Source organism: Prolixibacter sp. SD074 (genome assembly GCF_009617895.1).
GTDB lineage: Bacteria > Bacteroidota > Bacteroidia > Bacteroidales > Prolixibacteraceae > Prolixibacter.
In genome coordinates this window covers 3,173,445-3,196,246 of the sequence record NZ_BLAW01000001.1, presented here as the reverse complement: position 1 = coordinate 3,196,246, position 22,802 = coordinate 3,173,445, and the positions used below count along the sequence as shown (strand labels likewise).

At 45.0% G+C, this 22,802-nt stretch carries 22 protein-coding genes; 14 read left to right on the top strand and 8 right to left on the bottom strand.

Going from position 1 to position 22,802, the window contains the following annotated elements; translation table 11 throughout:
* The first annotated feature begins 274 nt into the window (after window positions 1–274).
* The 5 genes from GJU82_RS13710 (at window position 275) to GJU82_RS13690 (ending at window position 5,527) form a co-directional block, all read left to right on the top strand.
* A complete protein-coding gene (locus GJU82_RS13710; RefSeq protein WP_153632667.1) occupies window positions 275–1,141 on the top strand; it encodes an alpha/beta fold hydrolase in 867 nt (288 codons plus the stop codon).
* Between the two features lie 114 nt (window positions 1,142–1,255).
* Complete coding sequence (locus GJU82_RS13705; protein ID WP_153632666.1) at window positions 1,256–1,942, top strand: succinate dehydrogenase cytochrome b subunit; 687 nt, start codon at window positions 1,256–1,258, stop codon at window positions 1,940–1,942.
* 24 nt (window positions 1,943–1,966) lie between these two features.
* Window positions 1,967–3,907 carry a fumarate reductase/succinate dehydrogenase flavoprotein subunit gene (locus GJU82_RS13700; protein ID WP_153632665.1) on the top strand — a complete coding sequence of 647 codons (1,941 nt, stop codon included), beginning with the start codon at window positions 1,967–1,969 and terminating at the stop codon, window positions 3,905–3,907.
* A gap of 67 nt (window positions 3,908–3,974) precedes the next feature.
* On the top strand, window positions 3,975–4,736 hold the full coding sequence (locus GJU82_RS13695) for a succinate dehydrogenase/fumarate reductase iron-sulfur subunit (protein ID WP_153632664.1): 762 nt from the start codon (window positions 3,975–3,977) through the stop codon (window positions 4,734–4,736).
* Between the two features lie 182 nt (window positions 4,737–4,918).
* Window positions 4,919–5,527, top strand: a complete 609-nt coding sequence (locus tag GJU82_RS13690) for a hypothetical protein (protein ID WP_153632663.1) — start codon at window positions 4,919–4,921, stop codon at window positions 5,525–5,527.
* Between the two features lie 189 nt (window positions 5,528–5,716).
* Here GJU82_RS13690 and GJU82_RS13685 read toward each other — a convergent pair whose 3' ends face one another.
* On the bottom strand, window positions 5,717–7,015 hold the full coding sequence (locus GJU82_RS13685; RefSeq protein WP_153631026.1) for an IS1380 family transposase: 1,299 nt from the start codon (window positions 7,013–7,015) through the stop codon (window positions 5,717–5,719).
* Between the two features lie 253 nt (window positions 7,016–7,268).
* The gene (locus GJU82_RS13680) at window positions 7,269–8,234 is read right to left on the bottom strand and encodes a CPBP family intramembrane glutamic endopeptidase (RefSeq protein WP_153632662.1); all 966 of its coding nucleotides are present in this window, start codon (window positions 8,232–8,234) and stop codon (window positions 7,269–7,271) included.
* A 178-nt stretch (window positions 8,235–8,412) separates the two neighbouring features.
* Between GJU82_RS13680 and dusB the strand changes: the two genes are divergently transcribed.
* On the top strand, window positions 8,413–9,426 hold the full coding sequence (gene dusB / locus GJU82_RS13675; protein ID WP_153632661.1) for a tRNA dihydrouridine synthase DusB: 1,014 nt from the start codon (window positions 8,413–8,415) through the stop codon (window positions 9,424–9,426).
* 39 nt (window positions 9,427–9,465) lie between these two features.
* Window positions 9,466–9,846 (top strand): YkvA family protein, encoded by a 381-nt coding sequence (locus GJU82_RS13670; RefSeq protein WP_153632660.1) that lies wholly within the window; start codon window positions 9,466–9,468, stop codon window positions 9,844–9,846.
* Between the two features lie 158 nt (window positions 9,847–10,004).
* Here the strand turns inward: GJU82_RS13670 and GJU82_RS13665 are convergent, their stop codons facing one another.
* A complete protein-coding gene (locus GJU82_RS13665) occupies window positions 10,005–10,823 on the bottom strand; it encodes an SDR family oxidoreductase (protein WP_153632659.1) in 819 nt (272 codons plus the stop codon).
* A 381-nt stretch (window positions 10,824–11,204) separates the two neighbouring features.
* Between GJU82_RS13665 and GJU82_RS13660 the strand changes: the two genes are divergently transcribed.
* Window positions 11,205–13,436: a lipopolysaccharide assembly protein LapB gene (locus GJU82_RS13660; RefSeq protein WP_153632658.1), complete on the top strand. Its 2,232-nt coding sequence runs from the start codon at window positions 11,205–11,207 to the stop codon at window positions 13,434–13,436.
* Between the two features lie 30 nt (window positions 13,437–13,466).
* Here the strand turns inward: GJU82_RS13660 and GJU82_RS13655 are convergent, their stop codons facing one another.
* Complete coding sequence (locus GJU82_RS13655) at window positions 13,467–14,237, bottom strand: type III pantothenate kinase (RefSeq protein WP_153632657.1); 771 nt, start codon at window positions 14,235–14,237, stop codon at window positions 13,467–13,469.
* A gap of 154 nt (window positions 14,238–14,391) precedes the next feature.
* Between GJU82_RS13655 and GJU82_RS13650 the strand changes: the two genes are divergently transcribed.
* From GJU82_RS13650 to GJU82_RS13640, 3 genes are all read left to right on the top strand, one after another.
* Window positions 14,392–14,589, top strand: a complete 198-nt coding sequence (locus GJU82_RS13650; protein ID WP_153632656.1) for a YwbE family protein — start codon at window positions 14,392–14,394, stop codon at window positions 14,587–14,589.
* Window positions 14,590–14,615: 26 nt separating this feature from the next.
* Window positions 14,616–14,801 (top strand): hypothetical protein, encoded by a 186-nt coding sequence (locus tag GJU82_RS13645; protein ID WP_153632655.1) that lies wholly within the window; start codon window positions 14,616–14,618, stop codon window positions 14,799–14,801.
* A 227-nt stretch (window positions 14,802–15,028) separates the two neighbouring features.
* Window positions 15,029–15,529 (top strand): response regulator, encoded by a 501-nt coding sequence (locus tag GJU82_RS13640; RefSeq protein WP_153632654.1) that lies wholly within the window; start codon window positions 15,029–15,031, stop codon window positions 15,527–15,529.
* Between the two features lie 88 nt (window positions 15,530–15,617).
* Here GJU82_RS13640 and GJU82_RS13635 read toward each other — a convergent pair whose 3' ends face one another.
* Together GJU82_RS13635 and GJU82_RS13630 are read right to left on the bottom strand one after the other, a co-directional pair.
* Window positions 15,618–15,923 (bottom strand): NAD(P)-dependent oxidoreductase, encoded by a 306-nt coding sequence (locus GJU82_RS13635; RefSeq protein WP_153632653.1) that lies wholly within the window; start codon window positions 15,921–15,923, stop codon window positions 15,618–15,620.
* A 149-nt stretch (window positions 15,924–16,072) separates the two neighbouring features.
* Complete coding sequence (locus GJU82_RS13630; protein WP_153632652.1) at window positions 16,073–17,758, bottom strand: S41 family peptidase; 1,686 nt, start codon at window positions 17,756–17,758, stop codon at window positions 16,073–16,075.
* A 461-nt stretch (window positions 17,759–18,219) separates the two neighbouring features.
* Between GJU82_RS13630 and rsgA the strand changes: the two genes are divergently transcribed.
* The 3 genes from rsgA to GJU82_RS13615 all read left to right on the top strand — a co-directional run bounded on the left by rsgA (window position 18,220) and on the right by GJU82_RS13615 (window position 21,470).
* On the top strand, window positions 18,220–19,170 hold the full coding sequence (rsgA, locus tag GJU82_RS13625; protein WP_153632651.1) for a ribosome small subunit-dependent GTPase A: 951 nt from the start codon (window positions 18,220–18,222) through the stop codon (window positions 19,168–19,170).
* Window positions 19,171–19,471: 301 nt separating this feature from the next.
* Window positions 19,472–20,374 (top strand): prephenate dehydrogenase, encoded by a 903-nt coding sequence (locus GJU82_RS13620; protein WP_153632650.1) that lies wholly within the window; start codon window positions 19,472–19,474, stop codon window positions 20,372–20,374.
* Between the two features lie 4 nt (window positions 20,375–20,378).
* Window positions 20,379–21,470 (top strand): chorismate mutase, encoded by a 1,092-nt coding sequence (locus GJU82_RS13615; protein WP_153632649.1) that lies wholly within the window; start codon window positions 20,379–20,381, stop codon window positions 21,468–21,470.
* A 63-nt stretch (window positions 21,471–21,533) separates the two neighbouring features.
* Here GJU82_RS13615 and rnpA read toward each other — a convergent pair whose 3' ends face one another.
* Window positions 21,534–21,947: a ribonuclease P protein component gene (gene rnpA, locus GJU82_RS13610; protein ID WP_153632648.1), complete on the bottom strand. Its 414-nt coding sequence runs from the start codon at window positions 21,945–21,947 to the stop codon at window positions 21,534–21,536.
* A 70-nt stretch (window positions 21,948–22,017) separates the two neighbouring features.
* A complete protein-coding gene (locus GJU82_RS13605; protein WP_153632647.1) occupies window positions 22,018–22,767 on the bottom strand; it encodes a uroporphyrinogen-III synthase in 750 nt (249 codons plus the stop codon).
* Between the last annotated feature and the right edge of the window lie 35 nt (window positions 22,768–22,802).

Genomic DNA, 22,802 nt, shown 5'->3' with positions numbered 1-22,802 from the left:
GGTAGTGTTTATAAACGGCACCTGCCGCGTAACTCCACCGTTTATTCACCGGTAGGTAACCCGGTAAATAGCCCTGCTCTTCCATAACCTTGGCCGTTGTGTTTAAACTGGACTGATCGGGCGCCCCGATACCATTAAAATAAAAAGAAACCCACCGAATACCGGGGATTTACGTAAAAATGATGTTTCAAAACATTTGATTTATCATAAGCTGAACAGAGAAATTGCTTCCGATTCGCCTTCTGAAAAGGAAGAAATGTGTTAATTTGCACGAATGAACCAGACCGGACTTTACCACTTTTTCAACGGACGTAAATTATCCTATTCCCTTTCGGGAGAAGGTGAATTGTTGGTTTTGCTTCATGGGTACCTGGAGTCTTCATCCATTTTTGATGACCTGCTACCGGAACTCGCCAGTCATTTTCAGATACTGACGGTCGATTTTCCCGGACACGGTCATTCCGATCTTCCGCCGGAAGGCTATACATTTATTGATTTTGCCAAAGAATTACACGCTCTTCTGAAAGCAATCAGCCATACAGGCCAACTGACACTGGCAGGGCATTCGATGGGTGGCTACAACGCACTGGCTTTCGCCCATCTTTTCCCTGAGAAAGTGAAATGGCTGGCCTTATTGCACGCATCAGCCGACGAAGCATCGGAAATTCAATTGGACCTGAGGCGGCGCGAAATCGGGTTAATCGAAAAAGGGCGACTGGAGCTGATTATTCGCAATTCGTTGCACAACAACTTTGCGCCTCGCAACCTCAACCGCTTCCCGGAGTTACATGACCGGTTGCGCGAAATCGCTGCCCAAGTGTCTCCTGAAGCTGCAATTGCAGCAATTCGTGCCATTATGAGAAGGCCTTCCTATCTTGAATTTCTGAACAAAGCTCCTTTCCCGGTTTTTATCCTTGCCGGAGAAGAGGACAAAATACTGGCGGCTGCCAAACAATGGAACGAAGCACATCATATCCGAAACGCGACTTATATCGGGTTGGAAAATTGTGGACATGTGGGTTTCATTGAGGAGAAAAGTTTATTTTTAGACAAATTTTTGAACTTTTCAGAAGAACATACGGAAAATGACAGATATTATGGTTCAAATCAGCAAACCGACGACTTAATAGAAACAGTATAAATTATTTGGTTTGCTTTCGGTTATGTTGTTTAGCATATGACCATCGTCTACATTTGTGATGATTTTTTTGCAACACAAATCATACATGGAATAATTTACTTAAAACAAGGACTTATGAGCAGTTTCATGAAAGCCTCGATTGGGCGGAAGTTTTTTATGAGCTTAACAGGACTTTTTCTGATTGTCTTCCTGTTTGTTCACCTCACTTTGAACCTGTTCCTGACGTTTGACAAGTCGGGAGTTTTGTTCAATGAGGCCGCGCATTTCATGGCGACAAATCCAATTATTAAAATAATTGAACCAATCCTGGCGCTTGGTTTTATTATCCACATTATTTGGTCGGGATGGATTACCCTTGAAAACATGAAGGCGAGACCGAAGGGGTATCAGGCCGGCGACAATCTGTTGAAGTGGTATGCACCGGAAAAGAACATGTTTATCCTGGGAGGCATGGTGCTGATATTCCTGATTATCCACCTTTTCAACTTTTATGTAAAAATTCGTTTCACCGGCGATCCCCTGCTGAATCAACCGGGTCCCGGTCTGGAAGGTGGCGTACAAAACTCTTATGCACTCGTATCCACCCTCTTTATTCACTATCCGGTTTATGACATCATTTACATTCTGGGAGGTATTCTGATCGGGCTCCACATTTCACACGGTTTCTGGAGCGCTTTCCATACCATTGGCCTGAATAACAGCAAATGGATGAAAAGACTGAAGTTTCTGGCTCACCTGGTGGCTTTCGTCATTGGTGCCGGATTCGCTTACATCCCGCTGTATTTTCTCATTAAGTTTTAATTGAACCTTAAAGACATTTAAGACATGAGCAACATAGATTCCAAAATACCTAAAGGCCCGTTGGCCGAAAAATGGTCTCGTCATAAAGAAGCTATCCGCGTAGTAAGTCCTGCCAACAAACGGAAACTCGACATCATTGTAGTGGGTACCGGACTGGCCGGAGCATCAGCTGCTGCATCGCTGGGCGAACTGGGATACAATGTAAAAGCATTCTGTTACCAGGATAGTCCGCGCCGGGCTCACTCCATTGCCGCTCAGGGCGGTATTAACGCTGCAAAAAACTACCAGAACGATAACGACTCGGTTTATCGCCTGTTTTATGATACGATTAAAGGAGGTGACTACCGCGCCCGGGAAGCGAACACTTATCGCCTGGCTGAAGTTTCTCCCAACATTATTGACCAGTGTGTTGCACAAGGCGTTCCGTTTGCCCGTGAATATGGTGGAACGCTGGCTAACCGTTCATTCGGTGGTGTACTGGTCAGCCGTACGTTTTACGCTCGTGGACAGACCGGACAGCAGTTGTTGCTGGGCGCCTACTCTGCCCTCAACCGCCAGATTGATGCCGGCAGCGTAGAAATGTACGCACGTCACGAAATGCTCGATGTTGTGCTTGTCGGCGGGAAAGCCCACGGAATTGTTGCCCGCGACCTGACAAACGGCGAAATCAAACGATTTGGCGCGCATGCAGTGGTATTGGCTACCGGAGGTTACGGAAACGTATTCTTCCTGTCGACCAACGCCATGGGTTGTAACGGTTCTGCCGCATGGCAGGCATACAAGCGCGGCGCTTACTTCTCCAATCCTTGTTACGTACAGATTCACCCAACCTGTATTCCGGTTCACGGTTCACAGCAGTCGAAACTGACGTTGATGTCAGAATCACTGCGTAACGACGGGCGCGTTTGGGCCCCAAAGAAAAAAGAAGATGCTGAACGTCTTCGTAAAGGCGAAATCAGCCCTATCGATATCAAAGACGAAGACCGCGACTTTTACCTGGAACGTCGTTACCCGTCGTATGGTAACCTGGTTCCCCGCGACGTTGCTTCGCGCGCTGCCAAAGAGCGCTGCGATGCCGGTTTCGGTGTAAATGCTGAAGGTAAAGCGGTATTCCTCGATTTCAAATATGCCATTGAGCGTCTGGGCCGCGAGACAATTGAAAAACGCTACGGTAACCTTTTCCAGATGTACGAAAAGATTACTGATGTGAACCCGTATGAAAATCCGATGCAGATTTTTCCGGCCATCCACTATGCCATGGGTGGCATTTGGGTTGATTACAACCTGATGACTTCCATTCCCGGATTGTATGCCATTGGCGAGGCTAACTTCTCTGATCACGGCGCCAACCGACTCGGTGCTTCTGCATTGATGCAGGGGCTGGCCGACGGTTATTTCATCCTGCCATACACCATTGGTGATTACCTGGCTGGTGAAATCATGGTACCCAGGATTGAAACCAATACACCCGAATTTGAAGAGGCCGAAAAAAATGTAACGAGTCGGTTGGAAAAACTCTACAATATCAAGGGAGGCCAGCCGGTGGATTACTTCCACAAAAAACTGGGCCACATCATGTGGGAATATGTGGGTATGTCGCGTAACGAAGAGGGACTGAAAAAAGCCATCGAAGAAATTGCCGAACTGAAGAAAGAGTTCTGGAGCAATGTGCGCATCCCCGGTGAAATGAACAACATCAATCCTGAACTTGAAAAAGCCGGCCGTTTGGCTGACTTCATCGACATTGGCGACCTGATGGCCCGCGATGCGCTGAACCGCAACGAATCATGCGGTGGCCACTTCCGTGAGGAATCAGTAACCGAGGATGGTGAAGCCAAACGGAATGATGAAATCGGTTGTTATGCTTCAGCCTGGGAATTCCAAGGCGAAGACAAAGAGCCGGTTATGCACCGTGAAGAGCTGGTATTCGAGAACGTGAAACTCACCCAGAGAAGTTATAAATAAGAGTTAAGTACCCGTATCCGGAAAAAGAAATCCGGATCCAATTACTTAAATCTAAATAATTAAGAAAATGGCTGATAAAATCTTAAAGAAAATATACGTCAAGGTTTGGAGGCAAAACAATCCCTCCGATAAAGGTCGGTTTGAAACGTACGAGGTGGAAAATGTTTCACAGGGTAGTTCGTTCCTTGAAATGATCGACATCCTGAACGACCAGCTTATCCGCGAAGGCAAAGACCCGATTGCCTTTGACCACGACTGCCGTGAAGGTATCTGTGGTATGTGTTCCATGTACATCAACGGTCATGCACACGGCCCGGACAGCGAAATTACCACGTGCCAGCTGCACATGCGTAAATTCGAAGATGGCGAAACCATTACCGTTGAACCATGGCGTGCCGGCGCTTTCCCGGTTATTAAAGACCTGATTGTCGACCGTACAGCTTTCGATAAAATCCAGCAGGCTGGCGGTTATGTATCGGTTAATACCGGCGGTGTCCCTGATGGAAATACCATCCCGATTGCGCAGGTTGATGCTGAAGAAGCGATGGACGCAGCTGCCTGTATCGGTTGTGGTGCCTGTGTAGCTACCTGTAAAAACTCTTCGGCTATGCTGTTTGTAGCGGCCAAAGTATCGCAGTTTGCCAAGCTTCCGCAAGGAAAAGTAGAGGCCAAACGTCGTGCGAAAGCCATGGTAGCAAAAATGGATGAGCTCGGATTTGGTGGTTGTACCAATACCGGTGCCTGCGAACTGGCCTGTCCGAAAAATATTTCTATTTCGCATATCGCCCGGTTGAACCGGGAATATCTGAAAGCGAAATTCTCTGATTAATAATCAACTCTTAAGCAAGCAATAGATGAAAGGCTTTCCATTCTGGGGAGCCTTTTTTGTATTCACACTTCTTTCTGTTTTTAAAGTTATTGTTAAACCCTTCGGCGAATATTGAATTCCATTTCGTTTTTTATAACTTCGCTCACATCCCACATTAATTCAATTAAAACAATAGCCTGCCCATGCCCTATCGCAGATTGCCCAACACTGATCAAGCCCGCTTGCGGGCTTTAAAGGCTGCAATCGACATCGCCCTCCAGAAGTCGATTGATGACCTGGCTTTTTCGACAGCCACGTTAACCAAAGCACGAGCCTTTTTCCCGGGCTTCGAAAGCGCTATCCTGCAGCTCAAACAAGCCAAACGGCAACAATCGGCCAATAGCCGTAAATACAATGAGGTGGTGAAAAAAGCCCGTCTCTATATCTCACACTTTATCCAGGTACTCAATTTTTGTATCCTTAGAGGCGAAATAAAGCCCGAAGTGAGGGCATATTATGGCATGGATACCCAAACGCATAAACTGCCCTCATTGGCCCTGGAATCGGATTTATTGGAGTGGGGAAAGAAAATCATCGATGGAGAGCAGCAGCGTAGTATGCACGGCGGAAGTCCGATTTACAATCCAAGTATTGCTGTTGTAAAAGTGAAATACGATCAATTTGCCGACACCTATCATTTTCAAAAGACACTTCAGAGCAATACGGCGCGCTGGTCGGAGAAAGTAGCCGAAATGCGCAAAGAGGCCGACGAATTAACCCGCATTATTCATCAGCCGGAGAATTGTGCATAAAACTATAGCGTTCATATTTTTGAAAGCTGGGCTTGATGAAAACTACACTAAATTCCGGTCGGGCGATATAAATATTGGGGACAACCGATGCCGTGTCCGGCTGTTCTTGTCCCAAAACTCTCATTTTTTGACAACAGGGCATAGCAATCCCATCATTGTGCCCTGCTTGGTTGTTCGCTGCTGTTTATTTTATTGAAAGACCAGTTGCCTGAACAGTTCCTGGTGTACGAACGCCTTGGAAAAGCGGTAGTACACCTTTCGCTTTGTCGTTTTTATTGTTGCCCCAATTTTCAACAATGATGCCCTAATAGTATCAACCTGCCATTTTTTGGCCGCTTCGAAGCCTGTTTTCTTTATTGCTTCTTTCACAAGTAAAAATATTTCGTAGGACAAGCTGCTGAGGAACAACCGAAAAAAGTTTGGCCAAAAGCCATGGTCGGACAACCTGTCCGAAAAACACATGTTTTTTACCTCTTTGATCCGGTTTTCGCTGGCCTCGCCCCGTTTTACGTAAAACCCAAAATAGATGGACCGGGCATCGGCTTCTTCCATATTGCTGACAATATGCCTGACGTTCAGCCCCTTTCCCGTGCTTTCTATCTTCGAGTAGCATTGTTGTGGTTTGTGCCAGGTGCCTGCTTGATAGGTATAGCTTATAAAATGTTGGTGCTTGGTGTTGTTGGAAACGAACAAATGGCGCACGGCTTTCTCCGCCCTTGCGGTTTTTTTCTTCAGTGTTTCGTTTGCGGCGATGCCAACGGCGAACTTGAGGCCAAAATCATCGGCCAGTTGGTAAAAAGCGGGGCAACTGAAGCCGCTGTCGGCCCGCACAATGATCTTCAGTCCGGGATAGGCGGCCCTTATCTTTTTCAATATCCGCTTTAAAATGGCAACGTACCATTTGTTGGAGTGGCTGTTACCCGGGCGTAGTACCGGGAGGATGATCTGCCCCGTGTCGCCATCGTGGAAAAACAGTTCGTTGTACATGAACTGGCCGTAATAGCCATTGAACATCGACAGTTGCTGTTCGCCATGGGTGGGGTCGTCGGTGCCGTCAATATCGATCACAAGTTGTTCCCTGCCCGCCAGTGTGAGTACATAGCGGTCAACCCACGCATTGCACAAAGCAAATACGGAATGCTTGTCAAAACCGTTCTCGAACCTTGACATGGTGGGCTGTGAGGCCAGTTCCCCTTCAAGGATGTCCTTTAACAGCGGGTCGTTTTTCAGGTACTGGACATCGTTGGCATCTTCGTAGCCCTGTACCATGGTGAACACGCGCTGCTTTAAAAGCTTATCAATGGGGTGGACTATACGAAATGGATCACGACAATCGGGAATCACTTGGCTAAAATAGTGCAATATGCGATGTTTCCTTTCGAGTTTTTCCAGCAGTAGTACGGCCCCGTCAGAACTGACTGCATCTGCTGAAAAATCCATGTTTATTGCTGTCCTGCCTCGGTAAAAAACGGTATCTTTATTGCTCATAAATGGGTGCGTTTAAAAGTGTTGTTGTTTCGTTTAATCTACTTAAAGATAACACTTTGCACCCATTTTATTGTACTCGAGATGAATAATTCGGGTTAATTTTAAATATCTGGAATGAGGTAGAATTGCATTACAGCCACTTTTCTGACGAAGAAAAACGGCAGAAAGCACAGGAATACGGCATCGTTTATTTCTTCCGCCCAAGCGAGAAGAAAAAAATGGAAGCCATTAAAATGCAGAAAAACCTTTCCTTTTAGTCAACCGGTGGGCCCGGCTCTTCGGTGGTAGTCCACAACTCTCCGCCCCCACGCACCTGCACGTAGAACGATCTCAGCAACACCATTACAAAAATCAGGCTGAGGATGGCAAGGTACGTTCCCTGCCCGTCCGATGTGCCGACTTTCTCAACACTGGAACTGACCACTCCCTTGTCGATCAAATATGAAATAACTACGGCGGAACCATTGTTTACAAAGTGCCCAATCATTGGAACCCAGAGAGAACCGCTCCATTCGAGCAGGTAGCCGAAAAGCGCTCCCAGCATCATTCTTGGTAAAAATCCGAAAAACTGCATGTGTAAAGCACTGAACAGCCCGGCACTGAGCCAGATGGCTGCATGCGCATTCTTCGTCCAGTCCTTCAGAATCCGTTGAACGATTCCCCTGAAAAGCAACTCCTCTCCCATGGCCGGCAGCAATCCGATCATGAAAAGATTGAAAAACATGCCGCCCAAACCATCCACATGCAGAAAGGCTTTGGTAATCTGTCCGGCCTGATCTTCGGAAGCTTTCATCCAGTCCTGGACACCGGAAAGCCAATCGGGAAGTTGTAAACCCGAATTGAATTCAGCCATCCAGTTAATCATCGGGTTGGCAAAATACACCAACACCATCACCAGGATGACGCTTTTGAGTGTAGTGATTTTATCGAGATGCAAATAGCTAATCGGCCGTTCGCTCAAAACCCAGGCGATAATGAACGGCGGGATGACGAAAATTCCGATGGACTGCACCGTCTGAAAGTATTTCATCAGGACCACTCCTTGCGGCGACGAAAAATTGGACATGGCAGCGCCCATGTCACCAATACTCAAATGGAATATCGGCATGGCCAGCAAAAAGCCAACGAACAGAGCCACTATGGCCAAAATCAAAACCACCAGCGTGGAAAACATCAACTGCGTAAACGGCCCTGAGGTGCGTAGTACTCGGAATCTCACTTGTATCTGTTTAAAAAATGATTATCAACATCCGATGAATTCAAGGCAAAGTTAGCATTCGAACGCAAAGCTCACGCTAAATTCAAGTTAATGAAACTGAATTTCGGCTAATATTGTTCCGGATATTGGCGAACAAATAATTTTTATATTTGCACGCAAAATTTAAAAAACTGGTATTGTGAAGATTGGGGAACTCGAACTGGGCGAAATGCCATTGTTTTTATCACCAATGGAAGACGTGACTTACAAGTCGTTTAGGTATATCTGCAAAAAATACGGAGCCGACGTCATGTCAACCGAATTCATCTCTTCCGAAGCGCTCATCCGCGATGTGAATAAAACCATGCGGAAAATGACGCTTTTCGAGTTCGACCGCCCCATCGCTATACAGATTTACGGCGCCAATATCGATTCGATGGTGGAAGCTGCAAAATTGGCCGAAACGTTCCATCCCAATTACATCGACATCAATTTCGGGTGCCCGATGAAAAAAATTGCCGGCAAAGGCGCCGGGTCCGGTTTGTTGCGCGACATTCCAAAAATGATTGAAATGGCCAGCCAGATTGTGAGGGCCGTCAATCTTCCGGTAACGGCAAAAACCCGCGTGGGTTGGGATGACAACGACAAACCCATTGTCGAAATGTCCGAGCGATTGCAGGATGTGGGCATTCAGATGCTGGCCCTTCACGGACGTACCCGCCAGCAATTGTACACCGGTGAGGCCGACTGGGAAATGATTGGAAAAGTGAAAAGCAACCCCCGTTTTAAAATTCCCCTTATCGGGAATGGCGATATCAACGGTCCGCAAAAAGCGAAAGAAGCGCTGGACATTTCGGGCGTTGACGGAATGATGATTGGCCGCGGGGCTATCGGCCGTCCCTGGATATTCCGCGAAATCAAGCACTATTTCCAAACAGGAGAAATGTTGCCTCCTCCTACGGTTCCCGAAATTGTGGAGGTCATCAAAGAGCAACTGGAACAATCACTTTCGTGGAAAGAATACGAAAAGCAAGCCATTTGGGAGATGCGCCGCCACTTTGCCCGCTACTTCCCGGGTGTGCCGGATTTCAGGGAGTTGCGGATTGCGCTCCTCCGGGCAGAAGAACACGGCCAGGTGTTGGAAATCCTCGATCGCATTGTTGCTAAATATCAAGATACACGCGTAGATTATACCAACATCAGTCTGAAATAAAACTTTTTGCTTTTCCAATGATTTCCCTATATTCGTTTCATGCGATTGCGTGATTTTACGAAATATTACTCTCCGTCCTCCTTCCGTCAAAAGCTAAAGACTTACGGTGGGAAAGCGGGTATCAAGGTGGTCTACCCGGCTTTGCTGCTATACTACATGCTGAATGATCCGGAAGTTTCCTTCAAGAATAAGCTTTACCTGGCTGGCGCGTTGGGGTATTTTATTTTTCCCGCCGACGCCATTCCGGATTTTGCCCCGCTGATTGGCTTTACCGACGACGTCAGCATCCTTTTCCTGGCCCTTTCGTTGCTAAAAGAAAACATCAACGACAAACACCGGGAACTGGCCCGCGAAAAGTTAAAGGAATGGTTTAAAAATTATTCAGAAAATGAGTTGAAGGCAATTGAAACCAGCTTCTAATTTCAATTAATTATTTTTTTACAATTCTCTTATTAAAAATATCTTATCCTATCTTACAGTAACTAACAGATTAATTTCATCCATTACTATCTTATCGAAAATAATATTGTTGCTGATTAATTAAAAATTTGGCCTTTCGTTTTACGAAATCCCCTGAATTAATTTTGACTAGAATTTAAGTCATCATTAAAAAACACCGCTCTCTTACGGAAAAATGACCGGAAAAACCGGAAAAAGATTTTCCACTTAGTCAGCCAGGCAATTCGGACATCGGTTTTTTGATTTTCCAGGATTTTTCTGGCAAGAAAAGGAGCAACTGTTTCGACCCTATCAGCCAAAATATTAAATATTCTGATGCTTTGCTGAGGGCCTGCCGGCGCCTTTTTCACTGATTCCAGCAATAAACCGGTTACCACCATGCCTGGACTTAACGTGCCGAGCAAAACCTTTTTCTCCACCATTTCCTTTGCAAAACTATGGGTGAAATAACGAACAGCCCGTTTGGTAGTCCCATACAGGGTCATGCCCGGCATCGTCCGTCCATCGCTACCAAAACCTTCCATGTTGTAAATCGCTCCAGCGCCTTGCTGTTTCATGTGTAAATAAGCCACACGGGTTCCATTTATTACTCCCGTCAGGTTGGTGTGAATTACCTCATCAATTTCTTCCGGATAAATATGGTGGAACAACTCACCGGACGGACCGATTCCTGCATTGTTAATCCATATATCAACCGGTTTCCAAAGAGACGCTTTTAACCACAACTGATCAACGCTGCGGGGAGCTGTAACATCCACAACAAAACCCGCCACTTTTTCCGGACTAAACTCGTTCTGCAGTTTCCGGGCAACCGCATTCACGAGTTCCCGGTGCCTTCCGGAAACGGAAACAACGTGCCCCATGGAGAGGAAGGCGCGTGCCATTCCCAACCCGATTCCACGCGTTGAGCCTGTAATAACAATATGTTTGGAATTCATGATAATGCGTTTATGATAAACAAACTGGGAAAGTATTCATAAGGAAAAGCCTTGTTTATTTTAAAAGGTTGCATCCAACAGTGTTGTGATATGACGTTTAAACCTCTATCTTAGTTACACACTGGGTAAACTTTAATAAGCGGGCAAAAATTCAATAATGCCCCGGCTTAAGACAAAATGTCAGAAAAATGGCCATATCGTCTACTCAAGTTTACCAAACAGTAATAAGCTAATTTACTGCATTTTATTCATTCATTTGCTATGATAAAAAACATCTCGCCACCAGAGGATAAAACAAATGATTGATTGGTTCGGCTTTTGATCGATGAATAAACGGCAAGAAGCACTTCTGCATATAAAGCCCACATAGGAAGAACAATTATGAACGATCAGGAAATAACGCAAAAGTTCAACGAAATTTGTCAATTACTTGCTTCGCGTAAGCTAAAACCCGCATTCGATCTGCTTGAACAGTTGATTAATGAAACCGGGGCGGGTGATTTTCGCGATGAATACCACAACCTCGAACAGACATACAAATATATGCTGCAGTATACCGTCGAAGGAATCAATGATCCCGAAAGGCAGAAAGTGTACCGGCATATGCTGGTTTCGACTTTCGAGCTGGCCGATAAGGTGACGGAAAACCTGAGAGTGCGTTTTTCGAACCTGCTTCCATACCAAAAGAAAAGAGGCTTTGCAGAGCTATATCTCGAGAATCTTTCCCAAACGCTTCAGGAAATTGACGAGTTCCACGTGCATTGCGAGCTGCAGTCATTGATTGATGAATCGATTTCGGCACAACCAGGAAAAGAAAATCCGGTAAGGGCCCATATGGAAAAACTGAATTACGTTTTTTACCATTTCTGGTTCCGGGATTTACTAAACGACGATGAAATGAGCTTTGCCCGGGATTTCCTTTCCGGCGAAAGTATTCCGGTTCACGAAAAAGCCCTCCTCGTTACTGCCATTACCTTTAGTTTAGCCCGCTATTTCGACGAGCAGAAATTCAATTTGCTGTTCGAAGCATACAATACCAGCGATGAATTAGTCAGGCAGCGGGCCCTGGTTGGCCTGATGATATTGTTATATCAGTACGATTTACGGCTCCCATTCTTCTCCCAGATTACCGGACGGCTGGCCATACTGAACGAAGATCCGGAATTCAAACGGCTGTTTGAAAAAGTGATCCTTCAGTTTATCCGAAGTAAGGAAACGGAGAAATTACAGCGTCGCCTGCAGGATGAGATACTTCCGGAAATGATGCGGTTGAGCCCAAACCTCCGGAACAAACTAAGCATGGACAACCTGATTGGGGAAGGCATGATGGACGACAAAAACCCGGATTGGCAGGATATTTTAAGCGATTCGCCCGGCTTGATGGACAAAATGGAAGAGTTATCGGAACTGCAGATGGAAGGTGCCGATGTGTTCATGGGCTCTTTTTCCATGTTGAAGAATTTCCCTTTCTTCAGTGAGTTTGTGAATTGGTTCGTACCCTTTTTCCCACAACATCCCGAAATTAGTAGCATAACGGGAGATAAAAGCGACGAAGCGACCAACACCTTCATGGAAGCTATCGTAAAATCGCCAATGCTTTGTAACTCCGATAAATACTCGTTTTGCCTGAGCTTGCAGAATATTCCGAATGAATACAAGAAAATGATGTCGGGTTCGCTTAAAGCGGAAATGGACCAGATGGAGGAACTAAAACAAGATGAGCTGGCCATTTCGCCCAACAAAGCTGCCGAAGTGGCTTCGAATCAATACATCCAGGATTTGTACCGATTCTTCAAATTGCATCCCAACCACACCGATTTTGAAGATGTCTTTTCCTGGCGGCTTGATTTTCATAACAAAAACACGTTCCGTCCTCTTTTACAAGAAAACTTGGGCATCCTCCGGAATATGGCCGAATTCTATTTTGCCAAGAACTATTTCAATGAGGCATCGGAAATTTATCTCATGCTTTTACAGGAAAATGAGGATGGCGAACTGTTGCAGAAACTGGCCTTTTGTTACCAGAAAACAGGCGACTACCGTGAAGCGCTCTCCTATTATCTGAAAGCCGATCTCTTCGATGTCAACAAAATCTGGAACCACAAGAAAATCGCACTCTGTTACCGGAACCTGAAAGAGCCCGAAAAAGCGCTGGAATATTACAAGCAAGCTGAGATTCTGGAACCCAACAACCTGAGCACACACATCTCCATCGGGCATTGCTATATGGAGCTGAAAAAGTACGAGGATGCATTAAAGTATTATTTCAAGGTAGAGTATCTATCTCCCGGAAACAAAAATGTTTGGCGCCCCATTGCCTGGTCATCGTTGCTGGTTGGGAAACTGGAGCAATCGGAGAATTATTACCGGAAGTTAACCGAAGGTTCGCCCAACAAATACGATCTGATGAACATGGGACACGTCCAGTGGTGCCTCGGGAACCGCAAAGAAGCGTTGGAGTGGTACCGAAAAAGTATCCGGGACAAAGAAAACTCGGAAGCTGAATTTATGGATGCCTTCGAGGAAGATTTGGAACATCTGCTTCGGCAGGGAGTCGATCAGGAGGACGTTCCGATCATGCTCGACCAGCTGCGCTATTCACTTGAATCGTAACATACTTTGCCGCCACTTCCGCCGGCTTTTTTAATCTACTTCCACAACATCACTAATCAGGCGCAAACCTTCAAGCGTAAGTTGTTGATCGACTATGCGAATGGATTTCGAAATGGGAGACAGCACACTGGCCAGCCCGCCGGTAGCAATCACTTCGGGAAATTTCCCCAGCTCATTTCGGATTAAATCAATCAGATGATCGACTAACCCGGAGTAGCCCAACACAATTCCTGATTGCAGCGCATGGACCGTATTTTCTCCGAGTACCGAAGGCGGCGGAGTTAAATGCACGGAAGGCAACTGGGCTGTATTTCCGGTTAACGATTTAATAGCTGTCTTCAATCCCGGAGCGATGGAAACACCCAATATTTCCCCGTCATCCGAAATCGTGGTCAGTGTCAGGGCCGTTCCAAAATCGACAACGGTGCACAACGAACCAAACCGCTTATAAGCCGCCATTGAGTTGGCAATCAAATCGGTCCCGATTTCATACGGGTTAAGCGCCTTCAGCGGAAGCATTGGATAAATTTCCGGTCCCACAATCAACGGCTTAATGTCGAACAAAGAATCCAACATCTCGGTAAAGGCCCGTAAAAGCTGTGGGACCACGCTACTAACCACAATCCGGTCAACTTTTTCAACGTAATCGACTAAGTTTGTCAACAACGAACGGAAAATGACTTCGTATTCGTCAGCGGTTTTATCGGCTACCGTTAAAATACGCCATTCATTGACCCATTTTTCACTATCGTGAACACCAAAAACGATGTTCGAGTTACCGATATCGATTGCGAGCAGCATGCTGGTCCATTTTAATGTTCATGACGAAACTACACCATCCTACCGTTTTTTGAAACTTTTCAGGCCAGAGATTACACGATTTCGCAGGAAATAACGCTGGCTTCATCTTCCGGTAAATGGAATGCGCTTTCTTTGTGGCAGAAATTGAAACGCTATGAATGGTAAAAAACGTTCAGACATCAGGCCTGGGTTGCATGTCTCCATTGTTCTGAAAAAAGATCAGCGAAGCGGGAAACGGACCGAAGGAGTTGTGAAGGATATTCTGACCAATTCGCCCACGCACCCTCACGGTATTAAAGTGCGGTTAACATCGGGAGATGTAGGTCGCGTTCAGGAAATTCCGGAGAATTAACTTTCCGCTCATTGATCGGTTCGCGCATGTTTAGCATAGCAATTGAAAAATATCTTCAACAGGAAAAACAGCCCCGGTTTGAGTTAAAGGCTGTTTTCTTCGATATGGATGGCGTGTTTGGTTCTGGTTGTGATTTACTATTTAATGACGGGAAAAAGCTGGCAAAAAACCGGAAGAAATTACTTTATGACATTCAAACATTTAGCCAATAACCTGATTATTGGGTGGGTGTTTTGCCCTGAGGTAATTTAAAATTTGAAATATTTTAACTTTCTTGGTAATAAATAACCTTAAAACCACGTTGTAGTAGAGAATTAGATATTCAAGGTGGTAATCATAAAAAATTATTATCTTCACTCTATTTCTATAAACAACATTTTGATAATTACGATACAGCGTTTCATCATCGCAATTGCGACTAAAACAAAATCAGGCAGACATGCAAAATCTTAAGGATCCCTTAATCTTCGTTGTTGAAGACAATCAGGTTTACAACAAACTGGTCGTTAGCTATCTTCGCTCAAAAAAATTCAACCGGGTAGAAAGTTATACCAGTGGTGAAGATTGTCTGAACGCCCTGGATAAAAAACCCGATATCATTATTCAGGACTACTTGCTGGAGGGAATGAACGGAAGTGATGTGCTAAAAGCCGCAAAAAAAGTGCATCCCGAAATAGAATTCATTTTCCTATCGGGACAGGACAGCATTGATGTCGCTATTAATACCATGAAATACGGTGCCTACGATTATATCGTGAAAGACCAGCTGGCACTGAAAAAAATCGTTAACAAGATCACCAAAATTATCTCGGTACAACAACTAGTTAAGAGTAACAAACGCTACAAAATGGGCGTAACGCTCTTTTTTGTTGCGCTGGTGGTCATTATCATACTCATTTTAAGCCTTACCATATTCTTCCCAACGGAATTTGAGTGGTAAGATCCTATTTGCATGTATGTGATATCCCGCTGACTTTCGTTACTCCGACGATTTTCAGCGGGATATTTTTATGCAAAAATTTCCGGGTTTACGATGGAAATATCTTTCCGTTCTGAAGGTATTTGACCAGCATTTTTTCGTCGATCACGGGCCCTCTCGCGGTATTCACCACGAAAACGCCGTTCTTCATTTTTTGCATCTCTTTTTCGCTTAAAAGATGACGGGTTTCTTCGGTTAATGGCGTGTTCACCGAAATCACATCTGAGTGCTCCAGTAATTCGTCCATTGAGACGTAAGTAGCATTGAGCGGTTTTTCCAGCAAAGCATCCAGACGGTGGCGATCGTTCTTCGATGTCTTCCATTGAAAACGCTTCCTTTTCAGGATAAATGACATCAAATTTTTCTTCCAGCTCCTGAATTCCCTCCTTCGGAATACGGTAGGTAACCAAAATCTCAGGTTTCATATCCGGCTAATTGAAAGGTTGTTTATTGTAAAGAAAAAATGCCCGGCAAGCGGGCATTTCATATCCTGAACATTAAAAATTATTTCATTACGCTAATCACATTATCCGGCGCCAGTAGTGCTTTGTACTTAGCAGGATTGTGTAAAAGTTTGACCGCTGCTTCAATATCCTGGTCATCATCCATCGAAGACTGAATAGCACCGCCCTGATAATAGTAACGCGATACAATCTCATCACGCAGTAAACCTTTGATATCGGTGCCGAAACGATTCATGTCCTGATCAATATTGTGAGACAAGTCAGCATGAAGCGTTTTAAAAGCATCCACCGTTCCGTCATAGTATTTCTCTTTCTTTGCCGTTTCAACCAAATCCTGCAGGGCCTGTTCACTTTTCGACTCATAGGTAAAGTGATGACTCTTGACAAACTCTTTGAAATTATTGTAAATATCATCCGTTATTTTAAACTCACCTGCTGGTGCAATAGTTGGATGAGAGTTGGCAAACTGCGTAGCAAAATCAAATATCATAAACTTCTGAACCAACTGTACCACCATGTTGCTCAGGGTTTCCTGCTCCATTTTCACGTCAGGTGAAATACCTCCACCGTCGAATACGGTACGACCGTCTTTTGTACTGAATTTGGCAATCAGCGAATCGGGAATCGTCCCCACGCTTCCGTCAGGATTCCGATGTGCATAATCAAGTGCCTGGATACATCGACCACTGGGAATGTAATACTTCGCCGTCGTTACTTTCAGCTTTGAATTATAACTTAAATCGCGGGTCGTTTGGACCAGTCCTTTTCCGAAAGTTCTTGTTCCCATAATAACAGCCCGGTCCAAATCCTGCATCGATCCGGTCACAATTTCGGCTGCAGAAGCAGATCCCCTGTTAACCAAAATAACCATTGGCATAATGGTATCCACCGGTTCTTCCGTTGCGCGATAAGTTTTGTCCCACTGCGCAACTTTTCCGCGGGTACTGACAATTTCCTGTCCCTGGTTAACAAACAGATTGGCAATTTTCACGGCCTCCACCAACAAACCACCAGGGTTTCCACGCAAGTCGAATACCAATTGTTTGGCGCCTTGATTATTACGAAGGTCGAGCAATGCTTTCTTCACATCGTCGCCACAATTGGCAGTGAAGCTCGAAAGGCGGATGTAGCCGGTGCTGTCATCCAACATTCCGTAATAGGGCACCGGATCGATCTGAATTTTTTCCCGAACAATATTTACCTCATAAGGTTTCTTCTGTCCGGGACGTTGCATTTTCAAACGAATCGGCTTATTGGCCGGCCCTTTCAGTAATTCCGAAACATCCGATACCTTCATATCTGAAGTCTTTTTACCGTCAATTTCCAGGAAAATATCACCGGCTTTTAAACCGTTTTTCTGAGCCGGAAAACCTTTATACGGTTGCGCTACCACAATGCTATCACCATGCTTGCTGATAAGCGCCCCGATACCGGCATACTCTCCGGTTGTCATAAAATTAAAGTCTTCCATCTCCGATTCCGGGATGTAAACTGTATACGGATCAAGTGAGGCAAGCATGTCGTCAATGCTCTCTTTCACCAATTTCCCTGGGTCAATATCGTCCACATAGAAGAGGTTCAGTTCCCTGAACAGGGTGTAATAGATGTCCAGGTTTTTCGCAATCTGAAAATTCTTCTGATCGCGATTAAACCCCCAGAAGGAAAAGGCCAAAACCAATACTAGTAAGGACGCCATGCCCGTTTTCCGAAGTCGTCTTTTTTTCATGTGTCTTTGTTTTCTTTTCAAGGGCCAGATAGTCCCGGATAATACCGGATCCGCCATACTTTCAGCAATCTTCACTTACTATAGAATTGCTTTTGGCCGGTCCCACTCGCAATATTTAAATTTCTATTTAACGCATTTACTTGATATCCCCTCCGTTTTACCTTTTTTCCGCAACGGAAAGTCATTGGATAACCAAATTGCCGGTAAATGATGGAATGGATTATCAATCTGTAATTTATTCCTCATCAAAATTGGAATCAGGCAAAGGTAACAAAACCAAAATTATCAATTGACACATTTCTTGTTAAGAGATGTTATAATGCTAAAACCCCTATTCACAAAGGGTTATCCCGAATGACAAACCCGCAGCTTACTGTTCAACGTCCTGATAAGGTATTTTTCACTTACTTTGAAACGGTTTTACTTACCAACTTGTTTTACGCGGTTAAAATTACACACATTTGGAAAAAGGATTGGTCATACGTTCAACAGGCAGCTGGTATTCAGTGAAAACGGAAACCGGGAAGGTTATTGACTGCCGGATCAAAAGTAAGTTCCGCATGAAAGGAATACGTACCACCAACCCGGTGGCTGTTGGCGACAAGGTCAAATATACGGTTGAAGAGAATGCATCGCACAACATACCCGGCGTTATCACTGAGATCGAGGAACGAAGAAATTACATCATCCGGAAAGCCTCCAATCTTTCGAAAGAAAGCCAGATTATTGCCGCCAACATCGACCAGGCCTTTCTGATTATTACCATTAAAGATCCGGCGACCCTACCGGGATTTATCGACCGCTTCCTGGTAACAACGGAAGCATACCGCATTCCGGCCAGCCTGGTCATTAACAAACTCGACATCTATAATGAAAAAGATTACCAGAAACTGGAAGAGTATCTCTGGACCTACGAGGAAATCGGGTATAAATGCTACCAGGTATCGGCCGAGAAGAATTTCAATATCGATGCGCTCCGCGAGGTTATGCGGGGAAAAATCAACGTTTTGTCCGGGCACTCCGGTGTGGGAAAATCAAGCATCATTAACCGCCTCGATCCGGAACTGGATTTGAAGACCGCGCAAATTTCCGATTATCACCGGCAGGGAAAACACACCACTACTTTTTCAGAAATGTTTGAAATGCCTGGAGGCGGTTACCTGATCGATACACCCGGAATTCGCGGTTTTGGAGTAATTGATATGGAAAAGGAGGAGATTTCCCATTTCTTTCCCGAAATTTTCAAGTTGCTGAAAGAGTGTCGTTACCATAACTGCACACACATCCATGAACCCGGTTGTGCCGTGAAGGCCGCCCTAGAAGCCGGAGAAATCCCGGTAACACGCTATGAATCTTATCTTTCAATGGTGTTAGGCGAAGACTCCAAGCACCGGCCCGACATCTGGAAATAAAACGTTGTTAAGTTACCTTACTGTTAAAACCATCACAAATTTTCATTCCGAAAGGAAAAAGCATTTGTTTTTTTAGATTATTAAGTTTTACTTTGACAACAAGAGAAAAACATAAGCAATGAACAGATTTCAGAACAATAGCTTTTATTACTGGTTTTATTATTTCGGCCTCTACGAGGGGATCGGCCGGTAAAGTATTGTCTGAATAGAAACGATATGAAACATAAGGTCCCCAAGTTGATTGGGGACCTTTTTTTATGTCCGCTTATTTGCTCAGACCGAACTTTATATATTGTCAGCTATGAATGTAACAATCATCGGACTTGGATTAATTGGCGGTTCCATTGCCAAAGACCTGAAACGAACCGGCTTTGCCACAGAAATTGTAGGCGTCGACAGTAATCCTGAACACGGAAAGCAAGCTGTTGAACTGGGCATTGCCGACCGTTATGAAGAAATGGAAACGGCCGTTAAGCAAACCGATGTAGTCATTATCGCCATTCCGGTCGATAAGATTAAACTCATTCTTCCGCAGGTTCTGGATTTAATTCCAGATAATGCTACGGTTACAGACGTTGGTTCGACAAAACGTGATATTGTCAACGTGGTGGAAAATCATCCAAAAAGAGGCAATTACGTGGCCTCCCACCCCATGTCAGGAACGGAAAACAGCGGCCCTGTTTCAGCTATCGAGAATTTGTTTGAAAACAAAATCTGTATCATTTGTGATCAGCAGAACTCGCGGCCGCAACATCTGGCGCTTATCGAGAAAATGTATCAGTCCATCGGGATGTCGACTGCATACATGACCAGCGATGAACAGGATCACAACACGGCTTTTGTATCACATCTGCCACACGTTACAGCCTTTGCACTGGCCAATGTGGTTTTAGCCAAAGAAGATCGAAGTATTATTTTTGATTTGGCTTCGGGCGGATTTCGTTCCACCGTCCGCCTGGCCAAGAGCTCTCCCGAAATGTGGGGGCCTATTTTCCATCAAAACAGTGATTACATGGTGGAAGCCATCGAAGAGTATCAAAAGCATCTGGAAGCTTTTAAAAAGAGCATCCAGCATGAAAATACCGACGGAATGATGAAGCTCATCAAACATGCCAATGGCATTCGCAGCGTGCTCGACGGCGGAAATCAATCGATGACAAAAAAAGAAAAAACAATAATTCAATTATTTACTCCTAAAAATTGACCCAATGGTTGCTGAATTGGATATCATGCCCATAAGCCACTGGCTGCCTAACATCGACAATCCCCTGCTGGTTGCCGGTCCTTGCAGCCTCGAAACAGAAGGACAGGCGCTGGCTACTGCCCGCGAACTGGCTAAAGACAAGCGCGTATTTATCTATCGCGGTGGCATCTGGAAACCACGTACCCGTCCCGGTTCTTTCGAAGGTGTTGGTTCTATCGGGCTTGAGTGGATGAAACGGATCAAAGAAGAGACCGGTTTACCTGTTGGAACTGAAGTAGCGAACGCTCAACATGTGGAAGAGTGCCTGAAAGCCGGCATCGATGTGATGTGGATTGGTGCGCGCTCCACAGCTTCTCCGTTTACCGTACAGGAAATTGCCGATGTACTCAAGGGTACCAATCAGACTGTAATGGTAAAGAACCCTGTCAATCCGGATGTTCAACTCTGGGTAGGTGCGTTGGAACGCCTGAACCAGGCCGGAATTAAAAACCTTGTTGCTATTCACCGTGGCTTTACTCCCTTCCGGGAATCGAAATATCGGAATTACCCAGGTTGGAAAACAGTTATCGAACTGAAACGATTGCTGCCCAATCTTCCAATTATCGGAGATCCGAGCCACATTGCCGGAAAACGTGAATATTTGCTCGAGATCTCTCAAAAAGTATTTGATATGGGACTGGATGGCCTGATGCTTGAATCCCACATCGATCCTTCCTGTGCGTTGAGCGACAAAGCCCAACAGGTTACCCCCGCTGGCCTGGGTAAAATACTGGATGAACTGGTAATTAAGTACGCCAGTTCGGACGATCCGAACTTCGAAAATAAACTCGAAGAATTGCGCGGGCGTATCGACCAGATTGACCACGAAATGATGGAAATTCTCGCTTCACGAATGGAACTAGTGAATCAAATCGGTGAGTATAAGAAGCAGAATAAAGTAACGGCGCTCCAGATTAATCGTTGGGCACAGATGATGGATGACCGCTCCAACCTGGCCGGCAAATTACACCTTGACGAAACATTTGTTAAAGTTCTGTTCCAGCTGATTCACGAGGATTCGGTACGTCAGCAGACGGAATTGATTGAGAAAAAATAACCTGTTCACCTGTCAATTATTAACACGGGCACCAAGTGCCTAACACGCTTATGCCCGTGTTTTTTATGCGCTTTTTTCGTTGTTATTGCGGCTAGTCAGTTCCTTTTCCAGGCGGTTAACCGCCTTTTTAACACTTCCCTCTATTTTTCGATAGGCAAGCGGTTCTTTTCCCACATAAATAAACATGATGGCCACCTGCTGTCCGGTTGTACTTAAATATTCATGCAACTTATGTTTTTGCAGCCGGTAAGCTTCACGTATCCTACGCTTTAAAAGGTTTCGTTCCACGGCACGTTTGAAGTTCTTTTTCGGCACAGTAAAGGCCACCTGTACCGAAGTGTCACCATCCAGCGTTTCCGGAGTATAATAAACCACCTTTAACGGGTAAGTAAGAAAGGATTGCCCCGACTCAAACATCGTTCCGATGAGCTTCCGGCTACAAAGCCGCTCTTCTTTATGAAAAGTATAACGTACCATTCGTTTTTTTCTGTACAAAAAAGGGGGAATAACATCCCCCTTTCTCTCCGAAGCTATTTAAAGCTTTGATTTATTTCTTGTTGTTAAAATCCTTTACATATTTCTCCAATGCCATGGTCATGGAAGGCGCATCAGGGACCGGAGCTTCGATATCCAGTCTCAGGCCGGCTTCGCGGACAGCCTTGGCAGTGGATGGCCCAAAGGTAGCAATCCTGGTATCATTCTGCTCAAAATCAGGGAAGTTCTGCAGCAATGATTTAATGCCCGACGGACTGAAGAAAACAAGAATGTCGTAATTCACATCCTTCAAATCCGAAAGGTCGCTACTAACCGTACGATACATGATCGCCTTGGTGTACTTCAGCTTTGCTTTATCCAGTAATTCAGGTATTTCCGCCTTATGGATATCGGAAAGCGGGATGATGTATTTTTCATCCTTATGTTTCTTAAGGATATCAACCAAATCGGCAAATCTTCCATTGCCGTAAAAAATCTTTCTCTTCCGGTAAACGATGTATTTCTGAAGGTAGAAGGCGGTTGCCTCCGAAATACAGAAATACTTCATCGAATCAGGAACAGTAATGCGCAGTTCCTGAGCAATACGGAAGAAATGGTCGATAGCGGTCCTACTGGTGAAGATAACCGCTGTGTGATCCAGAATCGGTATGCGCTCTTTTCTAAAATCTTTTGATGATATCCCTTCTACCTGAATAAACGGGCGAAAATCAATCTTCAAATGGTTTTTTTCAGCAAGATCTTTGTAGGGGGATCGAGCTGAAGTGGGTTCTGGTTGCGAAACTAAAATGCTCTTGATCTTCAATTTTTCAAGATTTTTTGGGTGAAAAGCGTTTGCGT